Source organism: Methylobacterium sp. J-043 (assembly GCF_022829505.1).
GTDB classification, from domain to species: domain Bacteria; phylum Pseudomonadota; class Alphaproteobacteria; order Rhizobiales; family Beijerinckiaceae; genus Methylobacterium; species Methylobacterium extorquens_A.
Window position 1 is genome coordinate 225,477 of record NZ_JAKSYB010000034.1, and the last position, 17,738, is coordinate 243,214.

11 protein-coding genes are annotated in these 17,738 nt (G+C 69.8%); 3 read left to right on the forward strand and 8 right to left on the reverse strand.

Features of this window, described 5'->3' with window-relative positions; genetic code table 11:
• Positions 1-58 precede the first annotated feature (58 nt).
• From MKK50_RS07760 to MKK50_RS07770, 3 genes are all read right to left on the reverse strand, one after another.
• A complete protein-coding gene (locus tag MKK50_RS07760; RefSeq protein WP_499021525.1) occupies positions 59-1,735 on the reverse strand; it encodes a methyl-accepting chemotaxis protein in 1,677 nt (558 codons plus the stop codon).
• A 471-nt stretch (positions 1,736-2,206) separates the two neighbouring features.
• Positions 2,207-3,730, reverse strand: a complete 1,524-nt coding sequence (gene adh, locus MKK50_RS07765; RefSeq protein ID WP_499021526.1) for an aldehyde dehydrogenase — start codon at positions 3,728-3,730, stop codon at positions 2,207-2,209.
• Positions 3,731-3,931: 201 nt separating this feature from the next.
• Positions 3,932-5,737 carry a serine hydrolase gene (locus tag MKK50_RS07770; protein ID WP_499021527.1) on the reverse strand — a complete coding sequence of 602 codons (1,806 nt, stop codon included), beginning with the start codon at positions 5,735-5,737 and terminating at the stop codon, positions 3,932-3,934.
• Between the two features lie 236 nt (positions 5,738-5,973).
• Between MKK50_RS07770 and MKK50_RS07775 the strand changes: the two genes are divergently transcribed.
• A complete protein-coding gene (locus MKK50_RS07775; RefSeq protein WP_499021529.1) occupies positions 5,974-6,579 on the forward strand; it encodes a hypothetical protein in 606 nt (201 codons plus the stop codon).
• 313 nt (positions 6,580-6,892) lie between these two features.
• Positions 6,893-8,059 (forward strand): multidrug effflux MFS transporter, encoded by a 1,167-nt coding sequence (locus tag MKK50_RS07780; protein WP_499021606.1) that lies wholly within the window; start codon positions 6,893-6,895, stop codon positions 8,057-8,059.
• 9 nt (positions 8,060-8,068) lie between these two features.
• Here the strand turns inward: MKK50_RS07780 and MKK50_RS07785 are convergent, their stop codons facing one another.
• Genes MKK50_RS07785 through MKK50_RS07795 form a run of 3 tightly spaced genes read right to left on the reverse strand, consistent with a single transcriptional unit; the run spans position 8,069 to position 14,927 of the window.
• Positions 8,069-8,965 (reverse strand): transglutaminase family protein, encoded by an 897-nt coding sequence (locus tag MKK50_RS07785; protein ID WP_499021531.1) that lies wholly within the window; start codon positions 8,963-8,965, stop codon positions 8,069-8,071.
• A complete protein-coding gene (locus MKK50_RS07790) occupies positions 8,962-11,580 on the reverse strand; it encodes a circularly permuted type 2 ATP-grasp protein (protein ID WP_499021532.1) in 2,619 nt (872 codons plus the stop codon). Before MKK50_RS07790 ends, MKK50_RS07785 begins: the two co-directional genes overlap by 4 nt.
• A complete protein-coding gene (locus MKK50_RS07795; protein ID WP_499021534.1) occupies positions 11,577-14,927 on the reverse strand; it encodes a transglutaminase family protein in 3,351 nt (1,116 codons plus the stop codon). Before MKK50_RS07795 ends, MKK50_RS07790 begins: the two co-directional genes overlap by 4 nt.
• Positions 14,928-15,115: 188 nt before the next feature.
• On the opposite strand from MKK50_RS07795, the gene MKK50_RS07800 reads away from it, so the two are divergent.
• Complete coding sequence (locus MKK50_RS07800) at positions 15,116-16,276, forward strand: zinc-binding metallopeptidase family protein (RefSeq protein ID WP_253370737.1); 1,161 nt, start codon at positions 15,116-15,118, stop codon at positions 16,274-16,276.
• Between the two features lie 74 nt (positions 16,277-16,350).
• On the opposite strand, the gene MKK50_RS07805 is transcribed toward MKK50_RS07800, so the two are convergent.
• Both MKK50_RS07805 and MKK50_RS07810 read right to left on the reverse strand, forming a co-directional pair.
• Positions 16,351-17,034 carry a DUF2147 domain-containing protein gene (locus MKK50_RS07805; RefSeq protein ID WP_499021535.1) on the reverse strand — a complete coding sequence of 228 codons (684 nt, stop codon included), beginning with the start codon at positions 17,032-17,034 and terminating at the stop codon, positions 16,351-16,353.
• Positions 17,035-17,270: 236 nt separating this feature from the next.
• Positions 17,271-17,480, reverse strand: coding sequence for a hypothetical protein (locus MKK50_RS07810; protein ID WP_253370741.1), 210 nt, complete (start codon positions 17,478-17,480; stop codon positions 17,271-17,273).
• Positions 17,481-17,738 lie beyond the last annotated feature (258 nt).

Sequence of the window (17,738 nt, forward strand, 5' to 3'; positions counted from 1 at the left end):
GAGCGCGACGGGGGCCTCGGGTGCCGCTCGGACGTGCCGATGCGGCTTTGCGCTTCGATCAGGCGGCCCGCACCGTGGCGAGGAAGCGCTGAACCTCCGTCGAGAGGGTCTCGGACTGGCGTGACAGCTCCGCGGCAGCGCTCAGGACCTGGCTCGCGGCAGCCCCCGTCTCCTCGGCCGCACCGGCCACGCTGCTGATGTTCGTCGTCACCTCGCCGGTGCCGATCGCGGCCTGGGCGACGTTGCGCACGATCTCCTGGGTCGCCGCCCCCTGCTGCTCGACCGCGGCGGCGATGCTCGACGCCACGCCGTTGATCTCCCTGATGCGGCCGGCAATGCCGCCGATCGCGGCCACCGCCTGCCCGGTCGCCCCCTGGATCGTGCCGATCTGGGCGGCGATCTCGTCGGTGGCGCGCGACGTCTGGGTGGCGAGTTCCTTCACTTCCGTCGCGACGACGGCGAAGCCGCGGCCCGCCTCGCCGGCACGGGCGGCCTCGATCGTCGCGTTCAGCGCCAGCAGGTTCGTCTGACCGGCGATCGTCGAGATCATCGAAACGACGTTGTTGATCTGGGCGGCGGCGTTCGACAGGTTCTGCACCAGCACCGCCGTATGGTCGGCCTCGCCGACCGCGCTCTCGGCCAGATCCGCCGAACTCGCCACCTGGCGGCCGATCTCCTGAACCGATGCGCCCAGTTCCTCGGCTGCGGCGGCAACGGTCTGCACGTTCGCCGCCGCCTCCTCGGCCGCAGACGCCACGGTCAGGGATTGCGATGCCGTCTCGGTGGCCGTTCCCGACATGCTCTGAGCCGTCGCCTGCAACTGGCTGGCGGACGAGGTCACCATGCCGATGATCCCACTGACCATCGTCTCGAAATGATCGGCCATCTGCCGCATGCCGGCCTTGCGCTGCTCCTCCGCCGAGGCGCGGGCGAGAGCGGTGTCCTCCTCCAGCTTGCGCGTATGGATCAGGTTGGTGCGGAACACCTCGACGGCGGATGCCATCTCGCCGATCTCGTTCCGGCGGCCCTTGGACGGAACCTCCCGCTCGGTATCGCCGCTCGCGATGTCGCGCATCGCGCCCGTCATCTGCTGGATCGGCCGGGCCACGCCGAAGATGGAGAACGCCATGGCCAGGATCGTGACGACGAGGCCCACGGCCAGCATCGTGACGGCCGTGCGGATCGCCTCAGATTGTTGGATCTGCGCGGCCTCTCCGGCGGCCTTGCTGGCCTCGAAGTTCAGATCGACGAGCCGGGTCGCGGCGGCGGCGGCGGCGCGATACCGCGTATGGTTCTCCGTACGGAACATCACCAAGGCCTGCTCGATGTTTGTTTCGGCAAGCCGCCGCAGGTTGGACCAGTCCTGCTTCAGCACGTCGACCCTCTGGATGAGGTCGTCGTAGGCAGCCTGCTCGGCGCTGCTGGCGACGAGAGCCTTATACTTGGCGATCTCGGAGCTGCGCGCCTCGATCAACTCATTCGCCAAGGCAAGGTCTTCTTTCCTGATTTCATCATTAGGCGCGGTCAGGAAGCGCAGCTGAGTTGTTCTGACCTGCAGGATGAGCCTGTTGATGCGGCCCGCCTGATTGAGAGACGGAATTGCATTGGTGATGATGACGTTCGTGCTCTCGCCATTCGTTTGAAGGGCTTTGATCGAAACGATTCCCTGGATAGCGGATACGATCGTCAAGATAGCGAATATGCTGACAAGTATTGATTTGATGCTGATTTTCATTTTTCGCCCCAGGTCAATCCCCTATGATGTCTATCCTGCGTTTGATAATGGAACGTAAAGTCGAGTGGACATTCGGATGCTATTTATCCCTGTTTTCAGAATTATAGTGATCGCGATCGAACGCAGCCCTGGTCTTATATTTCGTTGTATGAAAATATTCTTCCGCCGGGCCGGTACCGGACGATGACATCGAGGTTTGCCCTTCCGCCGCTTCCGCGGAGGAGTGATCGGGGAGCTGCTGAAGCGACCGGCCTTCGAGACTGGGCTCCGGCACGAGAGGCGCTGCCGTCCGCATCGTAGGGACGCCGGGCCCTCGATGGGATAGGGTCTGCTCCGGGGCGGGCCGGTGAAAAGACACCCCCGCGACCGGGCAGAGACATCGGGCTCGTTCCGCAAGCGCATCCCGAAAAGCAAAAAACCCCGGCCTTGCGGCCGGGGCTGAAGTCGGTCTCGAACTTTTCGAATGAAAGCTTAGAAGAACCCGAGCTTCTTCGAGGAGTAGCTGACCAGCATGTTCTTGGTCTGCTGGTAGTGGTCGAGCATCATCTTGTGGGTCTCACGGCCGATGCCGGACTGCTTGTAGCCGCCGAAGGCCGCGTGCGCCGGGTAGGCGTGGTAGCAGTTCGTCCAGACGCGGCCGGCCTGGATGGCACGGCCGAAGCGGTAGGCGCGGGTGCCGTCGCGGGTCCATACGCCGGCGCCGAGGCCGTAGAGGGTGTCGTTGGCGATCGAGAGCGCCTCCTCGTCGTCCTTGAAGGTCGTGACCGACAGGACGGGCCCGAAGATCTCCTCCTGGAAGATCCGCATCTTGTTGTGGCCCTTGAACACCGTCGGCTGCATGTAGAAGCCGTCGGCGAGTTCACCGTCGCGGGTGCCGCGGGCGCCGCCCGTGAGGCACTCGGCGCCCTCCTGGCGGCCGATATCGACGTAGCTCAGGATCTTCTCGAGCTGCTCCGAGGAGGCCTGCGCGCCGATCATCGTCGCCGGATCGAGCGGCGAGCCTTGCGTGATCGCCTCGACGCGCTTGATCGCGCGCTCGATGAAACGGTCGTAGATCGACTCGTGCACGAGCGCGCGGCTCGGGCAGGTGCAGACTTCGCCCTGGTTGAGGGCGAACATGGTGAAGCCTTCGAGCGCCTTGTCGAAGAAGTCGTCGTCCTCGTTGGCGACGTCGCCAAAGAAGATGTTCGGCGACTTGCCGCCCAGTTCCAGCGTCACCGGGATCAGGTTCTGCGAAGCGTACTGCATGATGAGGCGGCCGGTGGTCGTCTCACCGGTGAAGGCGATCTTGGCGATGCGCGGGTTCGAGGCGAGCGGCTTGCCGGCCTCCAGGCCGAAGCCGTTGACGACGTTGATGACGCCGGGCGGCAGCAGGTCGCCGATCAGCTCCATCACCACGAGGATCGAGGCCGGGGTCTGCTCGGCGGGCTTGAGCACCACGCAGTTGCCGGCGGCGAGCGCGGGGGCCAGCTTCCACACCGCCATCAGGATCGGGAAATTCCACGGAATAATCTGGCCGACGACGCCGAGCGGCTCGTGGAAATGGTAGGCCACGGTGTCGTGGTCGATCTCGGAGATCGCGCCTTCCTGCGCCCGCACGCAGCTCGCGAAGTAGCGCCAGTGGTCGATGGCGAGCGGGATGTCGGCGGCGGTGGTCTCGCGGATCGGCTTGCCGTTGTCCCAGGTCTCGGCCAGCGCGATCAGATCGAGGTTGTCCTCCATCCGGTCGGCGATCTTGTTGAGGATGCGGGCGCGCTCGGCCGGCGCGGTGCGGCCCCAGGCATCCTTGGCGGCGTGCGCGGCGTCGAGCGCCCGCTCGATGTCCTGCGCCTCGGAGCGGGCGACCTCGCAGATCACCTTGCCGGTGATGGGGGAGGTGTTCTCGAAATAGCGGCCGCTCGCCGGCGCGACCCACTGGCCGCCGATGAAGTTGTCGTAGCGCGCCGAGAACGGCGACTTCGTCTTGGCATCCGCCAGGAATTCGGGCTTGTTCATCGCGTTTCCTCCGTTGCGCTTGTTCGTTGACCGCTCTTGTCGCCGGTCTTGTGTCGCGGGTGTTGCCGCGTCTCCGCGGGAGACAAGAGCAGTCGCCCCGTCCGATCAAGGTGGACTTTTGTCCAACGCGGCTTCTGGTGGCCGCCGACTTGACTGTGTTCGCAATTGTTTTGCCGGCCGCCGGGGGCGGCTGCGGCTCCATCAGTTAGACCCTTTCGGGTCCCCTGGCGACCCCGCCCTTTGTCCAAGAAGCGGGATCGTGGCCCCCTCGTCGGGCCGTCGGGGCGCGTCGGTCTCGTAGCCGTTCTGGAGCAGGGTCAGGCCGGTGACGCGGCCGGTCTCGTCGGCGGTGAAGCGGATCTGCGCATCGACCGCGCGCAGGAAGAACGCACGCTCGCCCTCCGGAAACAGCTCGTTGCGCGGCTGCCGCGTGACTTGCGCGAAGATCCGCCCGTCCTCGACGGTCACCGCGATCTCGGAGCCCGGCCCCAGGGCGTAGCGGCCGGCGAGCGCCGCCAGGCCGGAGCGGTCGATGGCGACTTCGCGGTGCTCCCGCGGCGGCTCGGCGAGCACGGCTCGCGCCTCCTCCGCGGTCACGCGCGGCCCGGTCCGGTCGCGGCCGTCGCGATGCAGGATCACCCCCGTGGGCGTGCCGTCGGGCTCCGTCTCGAAGGTGAGGCGCATGTCGGCGACGGGGCTGACGAAGGTGCGGTCGCTCTCGGGCACGAAGGGGAAGGCGGGCTCCCGCATTCCCGGCCCTTCCGCCCGCGCCGTCAGGCCCCGGCCGTCGCGGGCGACGGTGAGGAAGGCGCGGGGGCCAAGGCGGTAGGTGCCGGGGTAACGGTCGAGGATCACGTCCTCCAGCACGATGGCTTCCGGCGCCGCGTAATGGCCGAGATGGAGCGCGGCGAGGTCGCGGGCGATCTTCTGGGCCGGCGCGGTCTCGGTGTTCGAGAGCACGATCACCGTGAGCCGGTCGTCCGGATAGACGTCGTTGATCGAGAGGAAGCCGGGGATCGCGCCGGCATGGCCGAAGACGCGGTGGCCGCTCGCCTTGTCCCCCGGCTTGCCGAAGGCGCGGGAGACGAACCAGCCGAGGCCGTAGCCGGTGCCGCGATCATCGAACATCGCCGCACGCGAGGCCTCGGAGAGCAGGCGCGGGCCGGCGAGCGCCTCGTCCCAGGCCAGTAGGTCGTCGACCGTGGAATAGAGCGCGCCCGCGGCATAGGCCGAACTCGCCGCCATCGGCACCGCGTTGCGCCACTGCGCCCGCCCCCGCCGGTAGCCGGCGGCCCGCCGCGGCAGGATCGCGGTGAGGTCGTCGTAGCCCGTCGCCTTCAGCCCCAGCGGGGCGAGGAGGGTTTCGCGCAGGTATCCTTCGTAGGAGAGGCCCGAGGCGGCCTCGATCACCATCCCGAGCAGCACGTAGTTGGTGTTGCTGTACTCGAACCGTTCGCCCGGCGAGAACAGCAGCGGGTCGCCCGCCGTCAGCGCCACGATCTGCGCGGGCGTGTGATCGACCCGCGCGATCTGGTCGTAGTAGTTCGGCAGCGCCGTGAAGTTGATGATGCCGGAGCGGTGCTGGAGCAGGTGGCGCAGGCTCACCCCCGCCCAGGCCTCCGGCACGGACGGAACCCAGCGGCGGACGGGATCGTCGAGCCCGAGCCGGCCGGCCTCGGCGAGCTTCAGCACGGCGGCGGCGGTGAAGGCCTTGGTCAGCGAGCCGATGCGGAAATGGGTCTGGGGCGTGTTGGGGATCTCCCACTCGCGGTCGGCAAGTCCGTAGGCTTGGCGGAAGACCGGACGCCCGTCCCGGGCCACGAGGATGACGCCCGAGAACAGGCCCGCCTCGACGTAAGGGGCGACGAGGTTCCGCGCCGCGTCATCGTTTTCGGCGCGCGCCGGGCCCAGGGTGGCCAGCGCGATCGCGACGGCGAGCCAGGCTGCACGGGCGTGCCGCGCGCGGCGCGGGCTTACGGGGATATGGTTCACAGGGGCATCGCTCACGGGCTCCTGTCTCCTCACGATCGGCAACGAACTTGGCAACGAACTTGGCCGCAAAGCAGAGGCCGGCTTTGCGGCTGCGGCGTGGCAAATGCGGCAGCGCACGGAGCGGGCCATCCCCCGGATGCCATCACGCTTTCGCCGCGACCCGTTGCGACAAGCCCCCGGCGCGGGCGAAAGCCGCCGCGCTTGCGGGGTTTTCCTCGGCGCCGCCGACGAGACACCAGAGGCAGACGATGATGACGATCCGATCGCGCAGCCTGTTCGCCGCGTCCTTCTCCGCCCTCCTCGCCGGAACCACCCTGGTTCCGGGCGTCGCGTTCGCCCAGGCGAAGCCGACCGCCTCGCCGCAGGGCAAGGCACCCGTCGAGACCGCCGCGCCGGAGCCGGGCAAGGCGATCGCGCTGACGCAAGGACAGATCGACGGCCTCCTCGTCGCCCAGCCCGAACTCGCGAGGCTGCCCGGCACGGCGCCCGACAAGCCTGATCCGAAGGCCGAGGAACAGGCGCAAGCCCAGGCCGAGGCGATCGTGAAGCGGAACGGCTTTGCCAGCCTCGAAGCGTTTCAGGACGCCAGCGACACCGTCGATGCGGTGCTCGGCGGGATCGATCCCGACACGAAGAGCTATGTCGGCGCAACGCCGTTGCTGAAGAAGCAACTGGCCGCGCTCCAGGCCGACAAGGCGATGCCCGCCAAGGAGAAGGCCGAGGCGGTCGAGGAGATCAAGGCGGCGCTCGCGGCGGGCGAGCCCGAAAAGCCGTCGCCGGCCAACATCGCCCTCGTGACCCAGAACTACGCCCGGCTCAGTGCGGCGATGGCCGCGGGCGACGGGACGCCGAAATAGGCGCGCCGTCGCAGGCGACCCTCCCACCCGTACGAGGGAGGGATAGCACCAGCCCCCTCCGCGTTACGACAGGCCACCGTTTGTCCCGCTGCGCCCGGTCTCGAGCCGGGTGCTGCCCCTGAGAGCATCCGCGACCGTGACACCCTCCCCTCGGCCCACCCTCGGAAGCCCCGCCTCCGAAGCCTCGCCGGGCGGTTTGCCGGGGGCGGCCCCGCGTGTGCCCGCGGGCACGCCGGCGAGCCCGTCCCCTTCGAGTCCATCGCCTTGGGCCGGGCCGGGCTTTGCCGAGTTCGTCGGCATCGTCGCGCTGATGATGGCGGTCACCGCCATGTCGATCGACAACCTGCTGCCGGCCTTCCCCGCGATCCAGGAGCGGTTTTCGGTCGCCGACCCCAACAGCCTGCAGCTCCTCGTCTACGTCTACATGATCGGCTTCGGGGTGGCGCAGATCGTCTACGGGCCGGTCTCGGATGCGCTCGGGCGGCGGCCGACGCTGCTGATCAGCCTCGGCATCTACACCGCAGGCTGCATCCTCTCGATGCTGGCGCCGAGCTACGAGTGGCTGCTCGCCTCCCGCGTCATCCAGGGCATGGGCGCGGCCGGCGGCCGGGTGCTCTCGACGGCGATCGTGCGTGACCGCTTCTCGGGGCGCGAGATGGCGAGCGTGATGTCGCTCATCATGATGGTGTTCCTGATCGTGCCGATGCTCGGGCCGGCGATCGGCGCGACCATGCTGCTGCTCGGCTCGTGGATCTGGGTGTTCGTCTCGATGCTGGTGCTCGGCGGCGTGCTCACCCTGTGGTTCGCCCTGCGCATGCCCGAGACGCTGCATCCCGAGTACCGCCGCCCGCTCTCGCTGGGGGCGACGGGGCAGGCGCTGCTGACGGTGCTGCGCACCCGCGCGGCGATCGGCTACGCCACGGCGCTCGGCCTGCTGACGGGCTGCATCATGGGCTATGTCGGCTCGGCCCAGCAGGTGTTCGACACCGGGCTCTACCATCTCGGCGGCCTGTTTCCCGTCGCCTTCGGCGTCGTGGCCGGCGCGATGGGTGCGGCGACGCTGATCAATTCCCGCCTCGTGCGCCGGCTCGGGATGCGCACGCTCTCGCACGCGGGCGTCACCGCCTTCACCGCGGTCGGCCTCGTGCAGGTCGGCATCGGCCTGCACTATCAGGGGCATCCGCCGCTGGTGCTGTTCCTGTCGGTTCTGGCGCTCAACCAGTTCCTGATCAGCTTCGCCCTGCCGAACTTCAACGCGCTGGCGCTCCAGCCGCTCGGGGCCATCGCCGGCACGGCGTCCTCGTTCCTCGGCTTCTACACCACGATCCTCGGCGCCTTCTGCGGCTTCATCATCGGGCACGCCTTCGACGGCACGGTGATGCCGGTGGCCTACGGCTACGCTCTGCTCGGCGGCCTCGCCCTGCTGGTCGTGGCCTGGACCGAGCACGGGCGGCTCTTCCGGGCCGGTGTCTCCGGCTGAGAACGCCCCTCAGGCTGCCTCGTCCTCGGGGATGACGTCGACCTCGACGGTGAGCTTCTGTGCCCCGGCGGAAGCGACCATCCCGTCGATCGGCGCGACGTCGGTGTAATCCCGCCCGCGTGCCACGACGATGTGGTCGTCGCGTACGACGCAGGCATTGGTCGGGTCGAGGCCGATCCAGCCGCTCTCCCCCACCTCCGGCCCGCACCACAGCGCGACCCAGGCGTGGCTGGCATCCGCCCCGCGCAGGCGCGGCCGCCCGGCCGGCGGCCGGGTGCGCAGGTAGCCGCTGACATAGGCGGCCGGCAGGCCGAGGCCGCGAAGGCCGGCGATCATGACGTGCGTGAAGTCCTGGCAGACGCCGGCTCGCAGGGCGAAGGCTTCCGCCAGCGGCGTCGAGACGGTGGTCGCCTTGGCGTCGAAACGGAAATCTTCGCGGATGCGATGCATCAGCTCGACCGCACCGCCATAGGCGCTGCGCCCCGGCGGAAAGCTGACGCGGGCATAGTCCGTCACTGCCGGTTCGAGCGGCACCCGCTGGCTGCGGAACTGGAAATGCGCCGGCCCGTCCGGCCCCAGCGAGGGGAGCGCAACGGCCGCCGCGCGCACGGCCTCCCAGGGCTGGCCCGCCTCGGGCGGCGGGGGAGCCGGCCGCTCTACGGCGACGCGTGAGACCGCCTCGACCGTGAATTCGCGGTGAGGCTCGTCGAGGGTCAGGGTCAGCGTATCGAGACCGAAGAAGTCGCGCCGCTCGAGACGGCTGGTCGGCGTGGGCGTGACGTGAAGCGCGCTGTCCAGCACCCGCTGCCCCTCGCCGTCGCGGGGGCGAAGGCGCAGGTTGCAGCGCGCGAAGCGGACGGCTCGCGCATAGCGATAGGTCGTCAGGTGACGCAGGCTGTAGATCAAGCGAGACCCGTGAGCTTCTCGGGCCGCAGGGCATTGGGGCCGTTGGGGAAGTAGCGGCCGGCGATCCCGTCGGCGAGGCCTTCCAGATCCGCCTCGAACCGCTCCATGGTCTCGGCGTCGAACGCGGCGGCCTCCGCCGTCTGGAGCGTGGCCGCCAGCGCCAGCGCCCGGCGGCGGTGCGGCTCGGGCAGCCCGTCGGCGGCGAGCGCCGGCAGGGCGTCGAGATGGGCGACCATCGCCTGAATCTGGTAGGCGACGGAACGGGGGTTGTGGGGATCGAGCACCGCCATGTCGCAGACCGCATCGCGGCTCACGCCGACGAGGTAGCGCGCCCCGTAGGCGATCTGCGAATCCGCGAGCGAGAGCATCACGCCGAGATCCTCGGCGCCGGCTTCCTCGCCGCAGAAGCGGACCGCGAAACCGCAGGTGTTGATCGCCCGCTCGATGCGCCGGCCCATATCGGCGAAGCGCCAGCCGGCGGCGTGGCCCATATTCTCGTGGATCAGGCCGGTGAGCGCGGCGAGATGGCCGAGCGCCCGCTCGGCCTTGCCGAAGAGCTGCGCCTCGGTGGGCGCCCAGGCTTCCGTGTAGGCCAGGGTGTCGCGCAGGTCGGCCAGCGCCCGCCAGGATTCGGCCGGCAGCCGCTCGCGCAGGGAGGCGGCGATGCGCCGGGCCTCCAGCACATGGGCGAGGCCCGAGCCGTGGAGCGTCTTGCCGGGAAGTGTCTTGCCGGAAAGCGCCTCCCCGGCCACGGCCGCGGGTGAGAGATCGACCGCGCTCACCGCGCCCCAATCCTTGAGCAGCGCGCGGATGGCGAGCGCCGTCGGCGCGCCCTCCGCCCCGGAGGCGTCGGCCGCGATCGCCTCGCTGAACACCCCGAGATGGGCCTGGACGAGGCGGATCACCGCTTCCGCCCGCTCGAGGTAGCGCCCGAACCAGAACAGGTTGTCGGCCGCCCGCGATGGCAGGTGGCCGGCGATGCGGCGGATGCGCGGCGCGCTCGTGTGCACGAGGGTCGGCGTATCCACGGGCGTGTCGGACAGGACCCAGACGTCGGCAGAGCGGATGCCGGCGCGCATCTCGCTCGGGTCGGCACCCTCGTGCTCGGCGACGCGGCAGAAGGCGCTCGGCAGCACGCGCCAGCCGTCGGGCGTGGCGGCGGCAAAGACGCGCATGACGAAGGGGCGGGCGACGAGCCGCCCGTCCTGCCACGCAGGCATGGTCGAGAGCGGCGCGGGCTCCTGCGCCACCCAGTCGAACGGCCGCTCGCGGAGGGACGCGACGGCGCGGGCGCGGGCGGCGTCGAGTGCCGGGCCGGCCAGCATCGCGTCGCGCTCCGGGCCGCGCACCGGGGTCGCGGCGGCGCGCAGCGTCAGGCGGTCGAGGTTGGCCAGCGCGTGGTCGAGGCCGTCCGGATCGCCGCACCACCAGGTGCGGGGCCCCGTGAGCCGCAATTCCTCGCCGGTGAGCCGCCGGGCGATGGCGGGCAGGTAGGGTGAGAGCGCGGCCGATTCGAGCACGCCGGAGCCCGGCATGTTGCCGACCACGGCACCGCCCCGGCGTAGCACTTGGAGGATGCCGGGCACGCCGAGGCGCGAATCCGAGCGCAGCTCCATCGGATCGAGATAATCGGCATCGATCCGGCGCCAGACCGCATCGGTGCGCTTGAGCCCGGCGATGGTCCGGACATGCAGGAGCCCGTCCCGCACCACGAGGTCGTCGCCCTCCACCAGCAGGAAGCCGAGATAGCGCGCGAGCGCGGCCTGCTCGACATAGGTGCTGCTGTAGGGCCCCGAGGTCAGCAGGCAGATGCGCGGGTCGGTGCGGGCGCAGGCCGCCGCCAATCCGGCGCGGAACGCTTGGAAGAAGCCGGGCAGGCGCTCGACATGAAGGTCGGCGAACAGGTCCGGGAAGGCGCGGGCGAGCACCATCCGGTTCTCCAGCGCGTAGCCGAGGCCGGAGGGCGCCTGGGTGCGGTCGGCCAGCACCTGCCAGCGCCCGTCGGGGCCGCGTCCGACATCCGCCGCGTAGATCGGCAGCCAGCGCCCGCCGGGCGGGGCGATGCCGTGGACGGGCCGGAGATATTCGGGATGCCCCGCGACCACGCCCGCGGGCAGAAACCCGTCCGCGACGAGCCGGCCCGCGCCGTAGATGTCGGCGACGATGCGCTCCATCAGGCCGGCGCGCTGGACGATTCCCGCTGACAGCTCCGCCCAGTCGGCGGCGTCGATGACGAGCGGCAGCGAGCCCAGCGGCCAGGGATGCTCGCGCCCGTCGCCGTAGACCCGGTAGGAGATGCCCGCGTCGCGGATATGCCGCTCGGCGGAGAGGAAGCGGGCGGCCACCTCGCGGTCGTCGAGCCGGGCGAGACGCTCCAGAAAGCGCGGCCAGCCGCCGCGCAGGTTGCCCCCCGCATCGACCAGTTCGTCGGCGAGGCCGGGGCGGGGCGCGTAGCCTTCCGTCCAGCGGCGCATGCGTGCGGCCGCGTCGTCGGCCGCCCAGGCGGAGGCGTCGGGCGTTGGCCCGTCCGCGAGGGCGCCTCCGGATTCTTGTCTTGCCGCGCTCTCTTGCGACGAACCGGTGACCACTTCGACGGAGAGCGCTCCGGCGGTCATCGGGGGGCGGGCGTGCGCAGGTCGAGGGTCAGGGGGAAGTCGCCCGTACGCTCCTCGGCCGGCATCGCGAGGCGGCCGGGTGTGTGGCCCATGGCCTCGAACCGGGCGAGGCGGCGCCCCTCCGCCTCGTAGGCGTTGACGGGAAAGCTGTCGTAGTTGCGCCCGCCCGGATGGCTGACATGGTAGCGGCAGCCGCCGATCGAACGGCCGCTCCAGGCATCGAAGATGTCGAAGGTCAGCGGCCCGTGCGGCGGGATCGTCGGGTGCATCGAGGAGGCGGGCTGCCACGCCTTGAAGCGCAGGCCCGCGACCGCCTCGCCGCTGGCGCCGGTCGGCGTCATCGGCAGGCGTCGGCCATTGCAGGCGATGACGTGCCGGCCGGGAACGAAGCCCTCGACCTTCACCTGAAGCCGTTCGACGGATGCATCCACGAAGCGCACGGTTCCCCCGGCGGCCCCCTCTTCGCCCAGCACGTGCCACGGCTCCAGCGCTTGGCGCAATTCGAGGCCGACGCCGCCCTGCTCCACCCGGCCGAAGACGGGGAAGCGGAACTCGGCTTGCGCCGCGAAGGCCTGAGGGTCGAAGTCGTAGCCGCCGCCGCGCAGGTCTTCCAGCACGGAGAGGAAGTCCGCCCAGAGGAAATGCGGCAGCATGAAGCGATCGTGCAGCGCCGTGCCCCAGCGGACACAGCCGCCCGTCTGCGGCTCGCGCCAGAGCCACGCCACGATGGCCCGCAACAGCACCTGCTGGGCAAGGCTCATGCGCGCGTCCGGCGGCATCTCGAAGGAGCGGAATTCGAGCAGGCCGAGCCGGCCCGTGGCGCCGTCCGGCGAGAACAGCTTGTCGATGCAGATCTCGGCGCGATGGGTGTTGCCGGTGACGTCGGCGAGGATGTTGCGGAACAACCGGTCCACCAGCCAGTGCGGGATGTTGGCCCCATCCGGCTCCGGCACCTGCGCCAGCGCGATCTCCAATTCGTAGAGCCCGTCATGGCGGGCCTCGTCCATGCGCGGCGCCTGGCTCGTCGGGCCGACATAGAGGCCGGCGAACAGGTACGACAGGCACGGGTGCCGCTGCCAGAACAGCACGAGGCTCTTCAGGAGATCCGGCCGGCGCAGGAACGGCGAGTCGGACGGGGTCGCGCCGCCGAGCACGACGTGGTTGCCGCCGCCGGTGCCGGTATGGCGCCCGTCGATCATGAACTTCTCGGCGCCCAGGCGCGTTTGGCGCGCCTCCTCATAGAGGCCGCGGGTGATCGCGACCGCCTCGCGCCAGGAGCCGGCGGGGTGGACGTTGACCTCGATCACGCCGGGATCGGGCGTGACCTTGATGACCGACAGACGCGGATCGTAGGCCGGCTCGTAGCCCTCGATGTGGATCGGCTGGCCGATGCTCTCGGCGGCGCGTTCGAGATGTCCGACGAGGTCGATGTAGTCGTCGGCCCGCTCCACGGGCGGCATGAACACGCAGAGCACGCCGTCGCGCGGCTCGACCGACAGCGCGGTGCGCACGGCCACGCCCTCGATGCCGGCGCCGTTGGCCCGGTCGGCGCCCTTCGTCAGGGGGGCGTCCCGGGGGCCGCCCGGTTCGACGGGCAGGTCGCCGCGGGCTTCGAGCGGGTCCTGCGGGTGGTAGTAGGGGTAGGAATCCGGCGGAACGTAGGGCAGCGAGCCGAGCGGCAGGCGGAAGCCCAGCGGCGAGTCGCCGGGGTTGAGGTAGGCACCGCCGCGGCGGAACTTCCAGGTCTCCGAGATCCAGGCACGGCCCTCCCCCGCCGCGAGGTTGGCCAGCGGCAGCACGTAGCCGACGGGCGCGTCGAGGCCGCGCCCGAACACGCGCGCGAACCGGGCATCGGTCTCCGGGCTGCCGGTCCGTGGTTCCGCGGTCGTGACGTTGGCCGGCAGCTCGCTCTCGCGGGTCCGCCAGTACACGGCGTCCTCGTAGGCCGGGAAGACGAAGCGGGCGAGTTCGAGTCGCTCGGCGAGCGTGCCGATCAGCCGCTCGGCATCCGTGATGGTGGCGGTCTTTGGGCCGTCCTCGACGGCGATCAAGTCGGCGTTCTTCCAGATCGGCACGCCGTCCTTGCGCCAGTAGAGGGCGAAGGCCCAGCGCGGCAGGCTCTCGCCGGGATACCACTTGCCCTGGCCGTAATGCAGCATGCCGCCGGGCGCGAAGCGGTTCCGCAGGCGGCGGATCAGTTGGTCGGCGAGGCCCCGCTTGGTCGGCCCCACGGCGGCGACGTTCCATTCGGGCGACTCGAAGTCGTCCACCGAAACGAAGGTCGGCTCGCCGCCCATGGTCAGGCGCACGTCCTGCTCGGCGAGATCCGCGTCGATGCGCTCGCCGAGCGCGTCCATCGAGGTCCAGACCTCGTCCGAGAACGGCTTGGTGATGCGCGGGGCTTCAGCCACGCGGCTGACCGTCATCTCGTAGGCGAACTCGACCTTGGCCGGCTCGGCCAGCCCCGAGATCGGCGCGGCGGCGTTGTAATGTGCGGTGGCGACCAGAGGGATGTGCCCCTCGCCCGTGAGCAGGCCGGAGGTGGCGTCGAAGCCGATCCAGCCCGCGCCGGGAAGGTAGACCTCGGCCCAGGCGTGGAGATCGGTGAAGTCGGTCGTGGTGCCGGTCGGGCCATCCACGGCGGTGGTGTCGGGCACGAGCTGGATCAGGTAGCCCGAGACGAAGCGGGCGGCAAAGCCGAGGCGCCGCAGCACCTGCACCAGCAGCCACGCGGAATCGCGGCACGAGCCGCTCTGCAGGTTCAGCGTCTCGGCGGGCGTCTGCACGCCGGGCTCCATGCGCACGCCGTAATTCACCTCCGCCCGCAGCAATGCGTTGAGCGCCACGAGGAAGGTGACCGTGTGGGTCTCCTCGGGGATGCGCGTCAGGAAGGCGTCGATCTCCGGCCCGTGCGCGTCGTCGAGGACGAGGTAGGGCGCGAGCGCGACCTTCAGATCCGACTCGTAGTCGAAGGGATGGCGCTCGGCGTAGGGCTCGACGAAGAAGTCGAACGGATTGATGACCGCGAGGTCGGCGGTGAGATCGACCTCGATGCGCAGTTCCGTGGTCTTTTCCGGGAAGACGAGGCGGGCGAGCCAGTTGCCGGCCGGATCCTGCTGCCAGTTGATGAAGTGGTTCTCCGGCGTCACCTTCAACGCGTAGGCCGGCACCCGGGTCCGCGCATGCGGCGCCGGGCGCAGCCGGATCGTCTGCGGCCCCAGCGCGATCGGCCGGTCGTAGCGGTAATGCGTGACGTGGTGCAGGGCGGCTTGGATCGACACGGAGGCTCCGAAGGCTTCTGCGATGGTCTCGAACGAGCGGGCGGTGCGCTCGGCCGCCGATTGCATGCCTTACTACAGTTCATGCGGCCGGAAGGAGCAATCGGGATAGCAAGAACCGTGCAGTGGCCGCCGGCCGGCATGGAACTTCGTCCGGCTCGCACCCTTGGTAAGTGCGGAAGCCGCGGAAGCCGCGGGAGCGACGGTGCGGCCCGGTTCTTGTAGGCATCCCGCGGCGGCCGGAGCGGGGGCCTCCCATGAAAATCTTCCAGTGCCAAGCCTGCGACCAGCCGGTGTCGTTCGAGAGCACCGTCTGCGAGAGCTGTGAGCGGCGGCTCGGCTATGTCTGCGACCGGCACGAGATCTCGGCGCTGGAGCCCAGCGGAGAGGACGGGCGCGGGCCGTTGTTCCGCGCCTACGCGCATCCGGGCCGCAAGTACCGACTCTGCGCCAACGCGGCCCACGACGCCTGCAACTGGATGGTGCCGGCGGAATCCGGTGAAGCGTTCTGCGTCGCCTGCCGCCACAACCGGATGGTGCCGGACCTGGGCGTCGGGACCAATCTCGACCGCTGGCGCCGGATCGAGGCGGCCAAGCACCGGTTGTTCTACTCGCTCCTGCGCCTCGACCTTCCGCTGGTGACGCGGGAGCAATACTCCGACGGGCTCGCCTTCGATTTCCTGGCCGAATCCGCCGGACCGCCGGTGATGACCGGCCATCTCGACGGGCTCATCACCCTGTCCATCGCCGAGGCCGACGACGTCGAGCGGGAACGCCGCCGCAAGCTGTTCGGCGAGTATTACCGCACCCTGCTCGGCCATTTCCGCCACGAGATCGGGCATTACTTCTGGAACTTGATGGTGCGTTACGACGCGAGCCTGCCGACCTTTCGCGCCCTGTTCGGCGACGAGAGCGCCGATTACGGGGCCGCGCTCCAGCGCCATCACGCCGAGGGGCCGCCGCCGCGTTGGGAGGAGTCGTTCGTCTCGTCCTACGCCACCGCCCATCCGTGGGAGGATTTCGCCGAGACCTTCGCCCACTACCTCCACATCATCGACACGCTGGAGACCGGCAGCGCCTTCGAGATTCGCCTGAAGCCGAAGCTTCGGGCCAAGGCCGAGCCGGCGGCCCCGGCCACCTGCATCGATTTCGACCCTTACGAGACGCCGGATTTCGAGCGGGTGGTCGAGGCGTGGATCCCGCTCACCTACGCGGTGAACTCGCTCAGCCGCTCCATGGGGCAGCCACCACTCTATCCGTTCACGCTGACGCCGTCGGTGATCGCCAAGCTCGCCTTCGTGCACGAGCGGATCTACGCCGCGCGCGCACCCGGCGGCATCACGGAGGAGGCGAGCGCCGAGATGCTGAAGGCGGTGATCGCGGGGTTGCGCCAGCGGGTGGCGGCCCCGACGTCCTGAGCCGATTTCGCGGGCTGCGAAAGCGATCCGGCATTCCGATCGCGGCAGTCTTCTGAGCGGTTCTTGGGGGCCGGTTACTGCGCCGGGGCCGGTGCCGCCGGGGTCTTGGGGGCGGCGGGCTTCGGCGCGGGCTTCGTCGCCGGGCCCGCGCTGCCGGTGGCGGCGGGCGCATTGGCGGCCGTGCCGGGGGCGGCCTTGGGCGCCCACTCGGCATCGGCGCGGGGGCCGTTCGACCCATTGGTCGGGCCGGTGAGCTGGCCGGGCTGGGCGTCGGTCACCTTCTTCCAGGTCTGCGACTGGCACAGGAAGGCGATCAGGCAGCCCTTGACCGTCAGCTCCTCCGGCTCGTCCGACCAGATCGTGACGTCGTAGAACTTGCCGTCCTCGGCGTTGTAGATCTTGCCCTCGTAGCGGGCATCCTCGTTCAGCTTGAGCCCGAGGATGAGCTGATGCCCGAGCGCGGCACGGGTGCGCTTCTTTGCATCGGGGTTGCGGAAATCGATGCGCGGCTTGCCCTCGTCGTTGAGCGGCGTCTTCAGCCACACGGCGTAGCCGCACAGGTTCTTCTCCTGCGGGCCGCACTTCTCGACGCGGATACGCGCCTTGCCGTCCTGTGTCAGCCAGGTGCCGCTCGGGTCATGCGCGGGCGCGGCGGCCGGGGCGGGAACCGCCGACAGGGCAGCCAGGCCGGCGGCGAGGGCCACGACGCGGCCGGTGCGGAGGAAAGGCGCGCGCGCACCGATCGGTCCGAAGATCATGCAAACATCCCCACTCGGGCGCGGCGGCGGTTACGGGCCGCACCGTTCATTCTGACGATTGGGCCGCCCGCTCACGGACCGTTGCCCCTTCGCCGCAGCCATCGAATCGGAAGGTGACCGGATCATGACCGCCGCGGGGCGGTTGCGACGCAATTCGCCCGTCTTCGCACCACGCATACGAAAAGGGCCGGTGCACGTGGCACCGGCCCTTTCGGATTAGTCTGGTCGAACCGAGCTTACTCGGCCGGGGCGAGGTCGGCGGTGAAGTGGCCGCACCAATCCTTGGAGGCGACGACCGGCCACAGGCCCTGGCTCTGCGCGTCGGGCTGGCTCACCGGCGGGTTGAAGCGGCAAAGGCCCTGGTCGCCCGCGGCCTGGGCGCCGTTGGTCTTGTGGTCGTCGAAGAAGCGGCAGCTCTGGCAGGCAGCGTTGCTCGAGGTGGCCATGATGTCTCTCCGGTTTTCGTTCGTTGCTCGTTGGCAGGTCTGCCGTCGGGGCCGTTCGGCGCCAGACGTCCCGCCGTCACGACCTTTAATTAGAACAACTCCAAACTTGGATCAAGCTCTTTAGAACGATTCCGAATTGTGAGCCGGCGCGAGAGGGCCCATGCCTGCAGCGCGAGAAACCGTAGGCCGGGCAGAGGTTTGCGCTGGAAGCGGAGAATGCGGGGCGATCGGACAGGGACCCGACCACACCTCACGAAT

Bases quoted from the DNA above. Each gene is read 5' to 3' on its own strand.
- MKK50_RS07805 (WP_499021535.1), bottom strand. From the start codon at position 17,034: ATGATCTTCGGACCGATCGGTGCGCGCGCGCCTTTCCTCCGCACCGGC.
- MKK50_RS07775 (WP_499021529.1), top strand. From the start codon at position 5,974: ATGACGATCCGATCGCGCAGCCTGTTCGCCGCGTCCTTCTCCGCCCTC.
- MKK50_RS07780 (WP_499021606.1), top strand. From the start codon at position 6,893: ATGGCGGTCACCGCCATGTCGATCGACAACCTGCTGCCGGCCTTCCCC.
- MKK50_RS07810 (WP_253370741.1), bottom strand. From the start codon at position 17,480: ATGGCCACCTCGAGCAACGCTGCCTGCCAGAGCTGCCGCTTCTTCGAC.
- MKK50_RS07790 (WP_499021532.1), bottom strand. From the start codon at position 11,580: ATGACCGCCGGAGCGCTCTCCGTCGAAGTGGTCACCGGTTCGTCGCAA.
- MKK50_RS07800 (WP_253370737.1), top strand. From the start codon at position 15,116: ATGAAAATCTTCCAGTGCCAAGCCTGCGACCAGCCGGTGTCGTTCGAG.
- MKK50_RS07795 (WP_499021534.1), bottom strand. From the start codon at position 14,927: ATGCAATCGGCGGCCGAGCGCACCGCCCGCTCGTTCGAGACCATCGCA.
- MKK50_RS07760 (WP_499021525.1), bottom strand. From the start codon at position 1,735: ATGAAAATCAGCATCAAATCAATACTTGTCAGCATATTCGCTATCTTG.
- adh (WP_499021526.1), bottom strand. From the start codon at position 3,730: ATGAACAAGCCCGAATTCCTGGCGGATGCCAAGACGAAGTCGCCGTTC.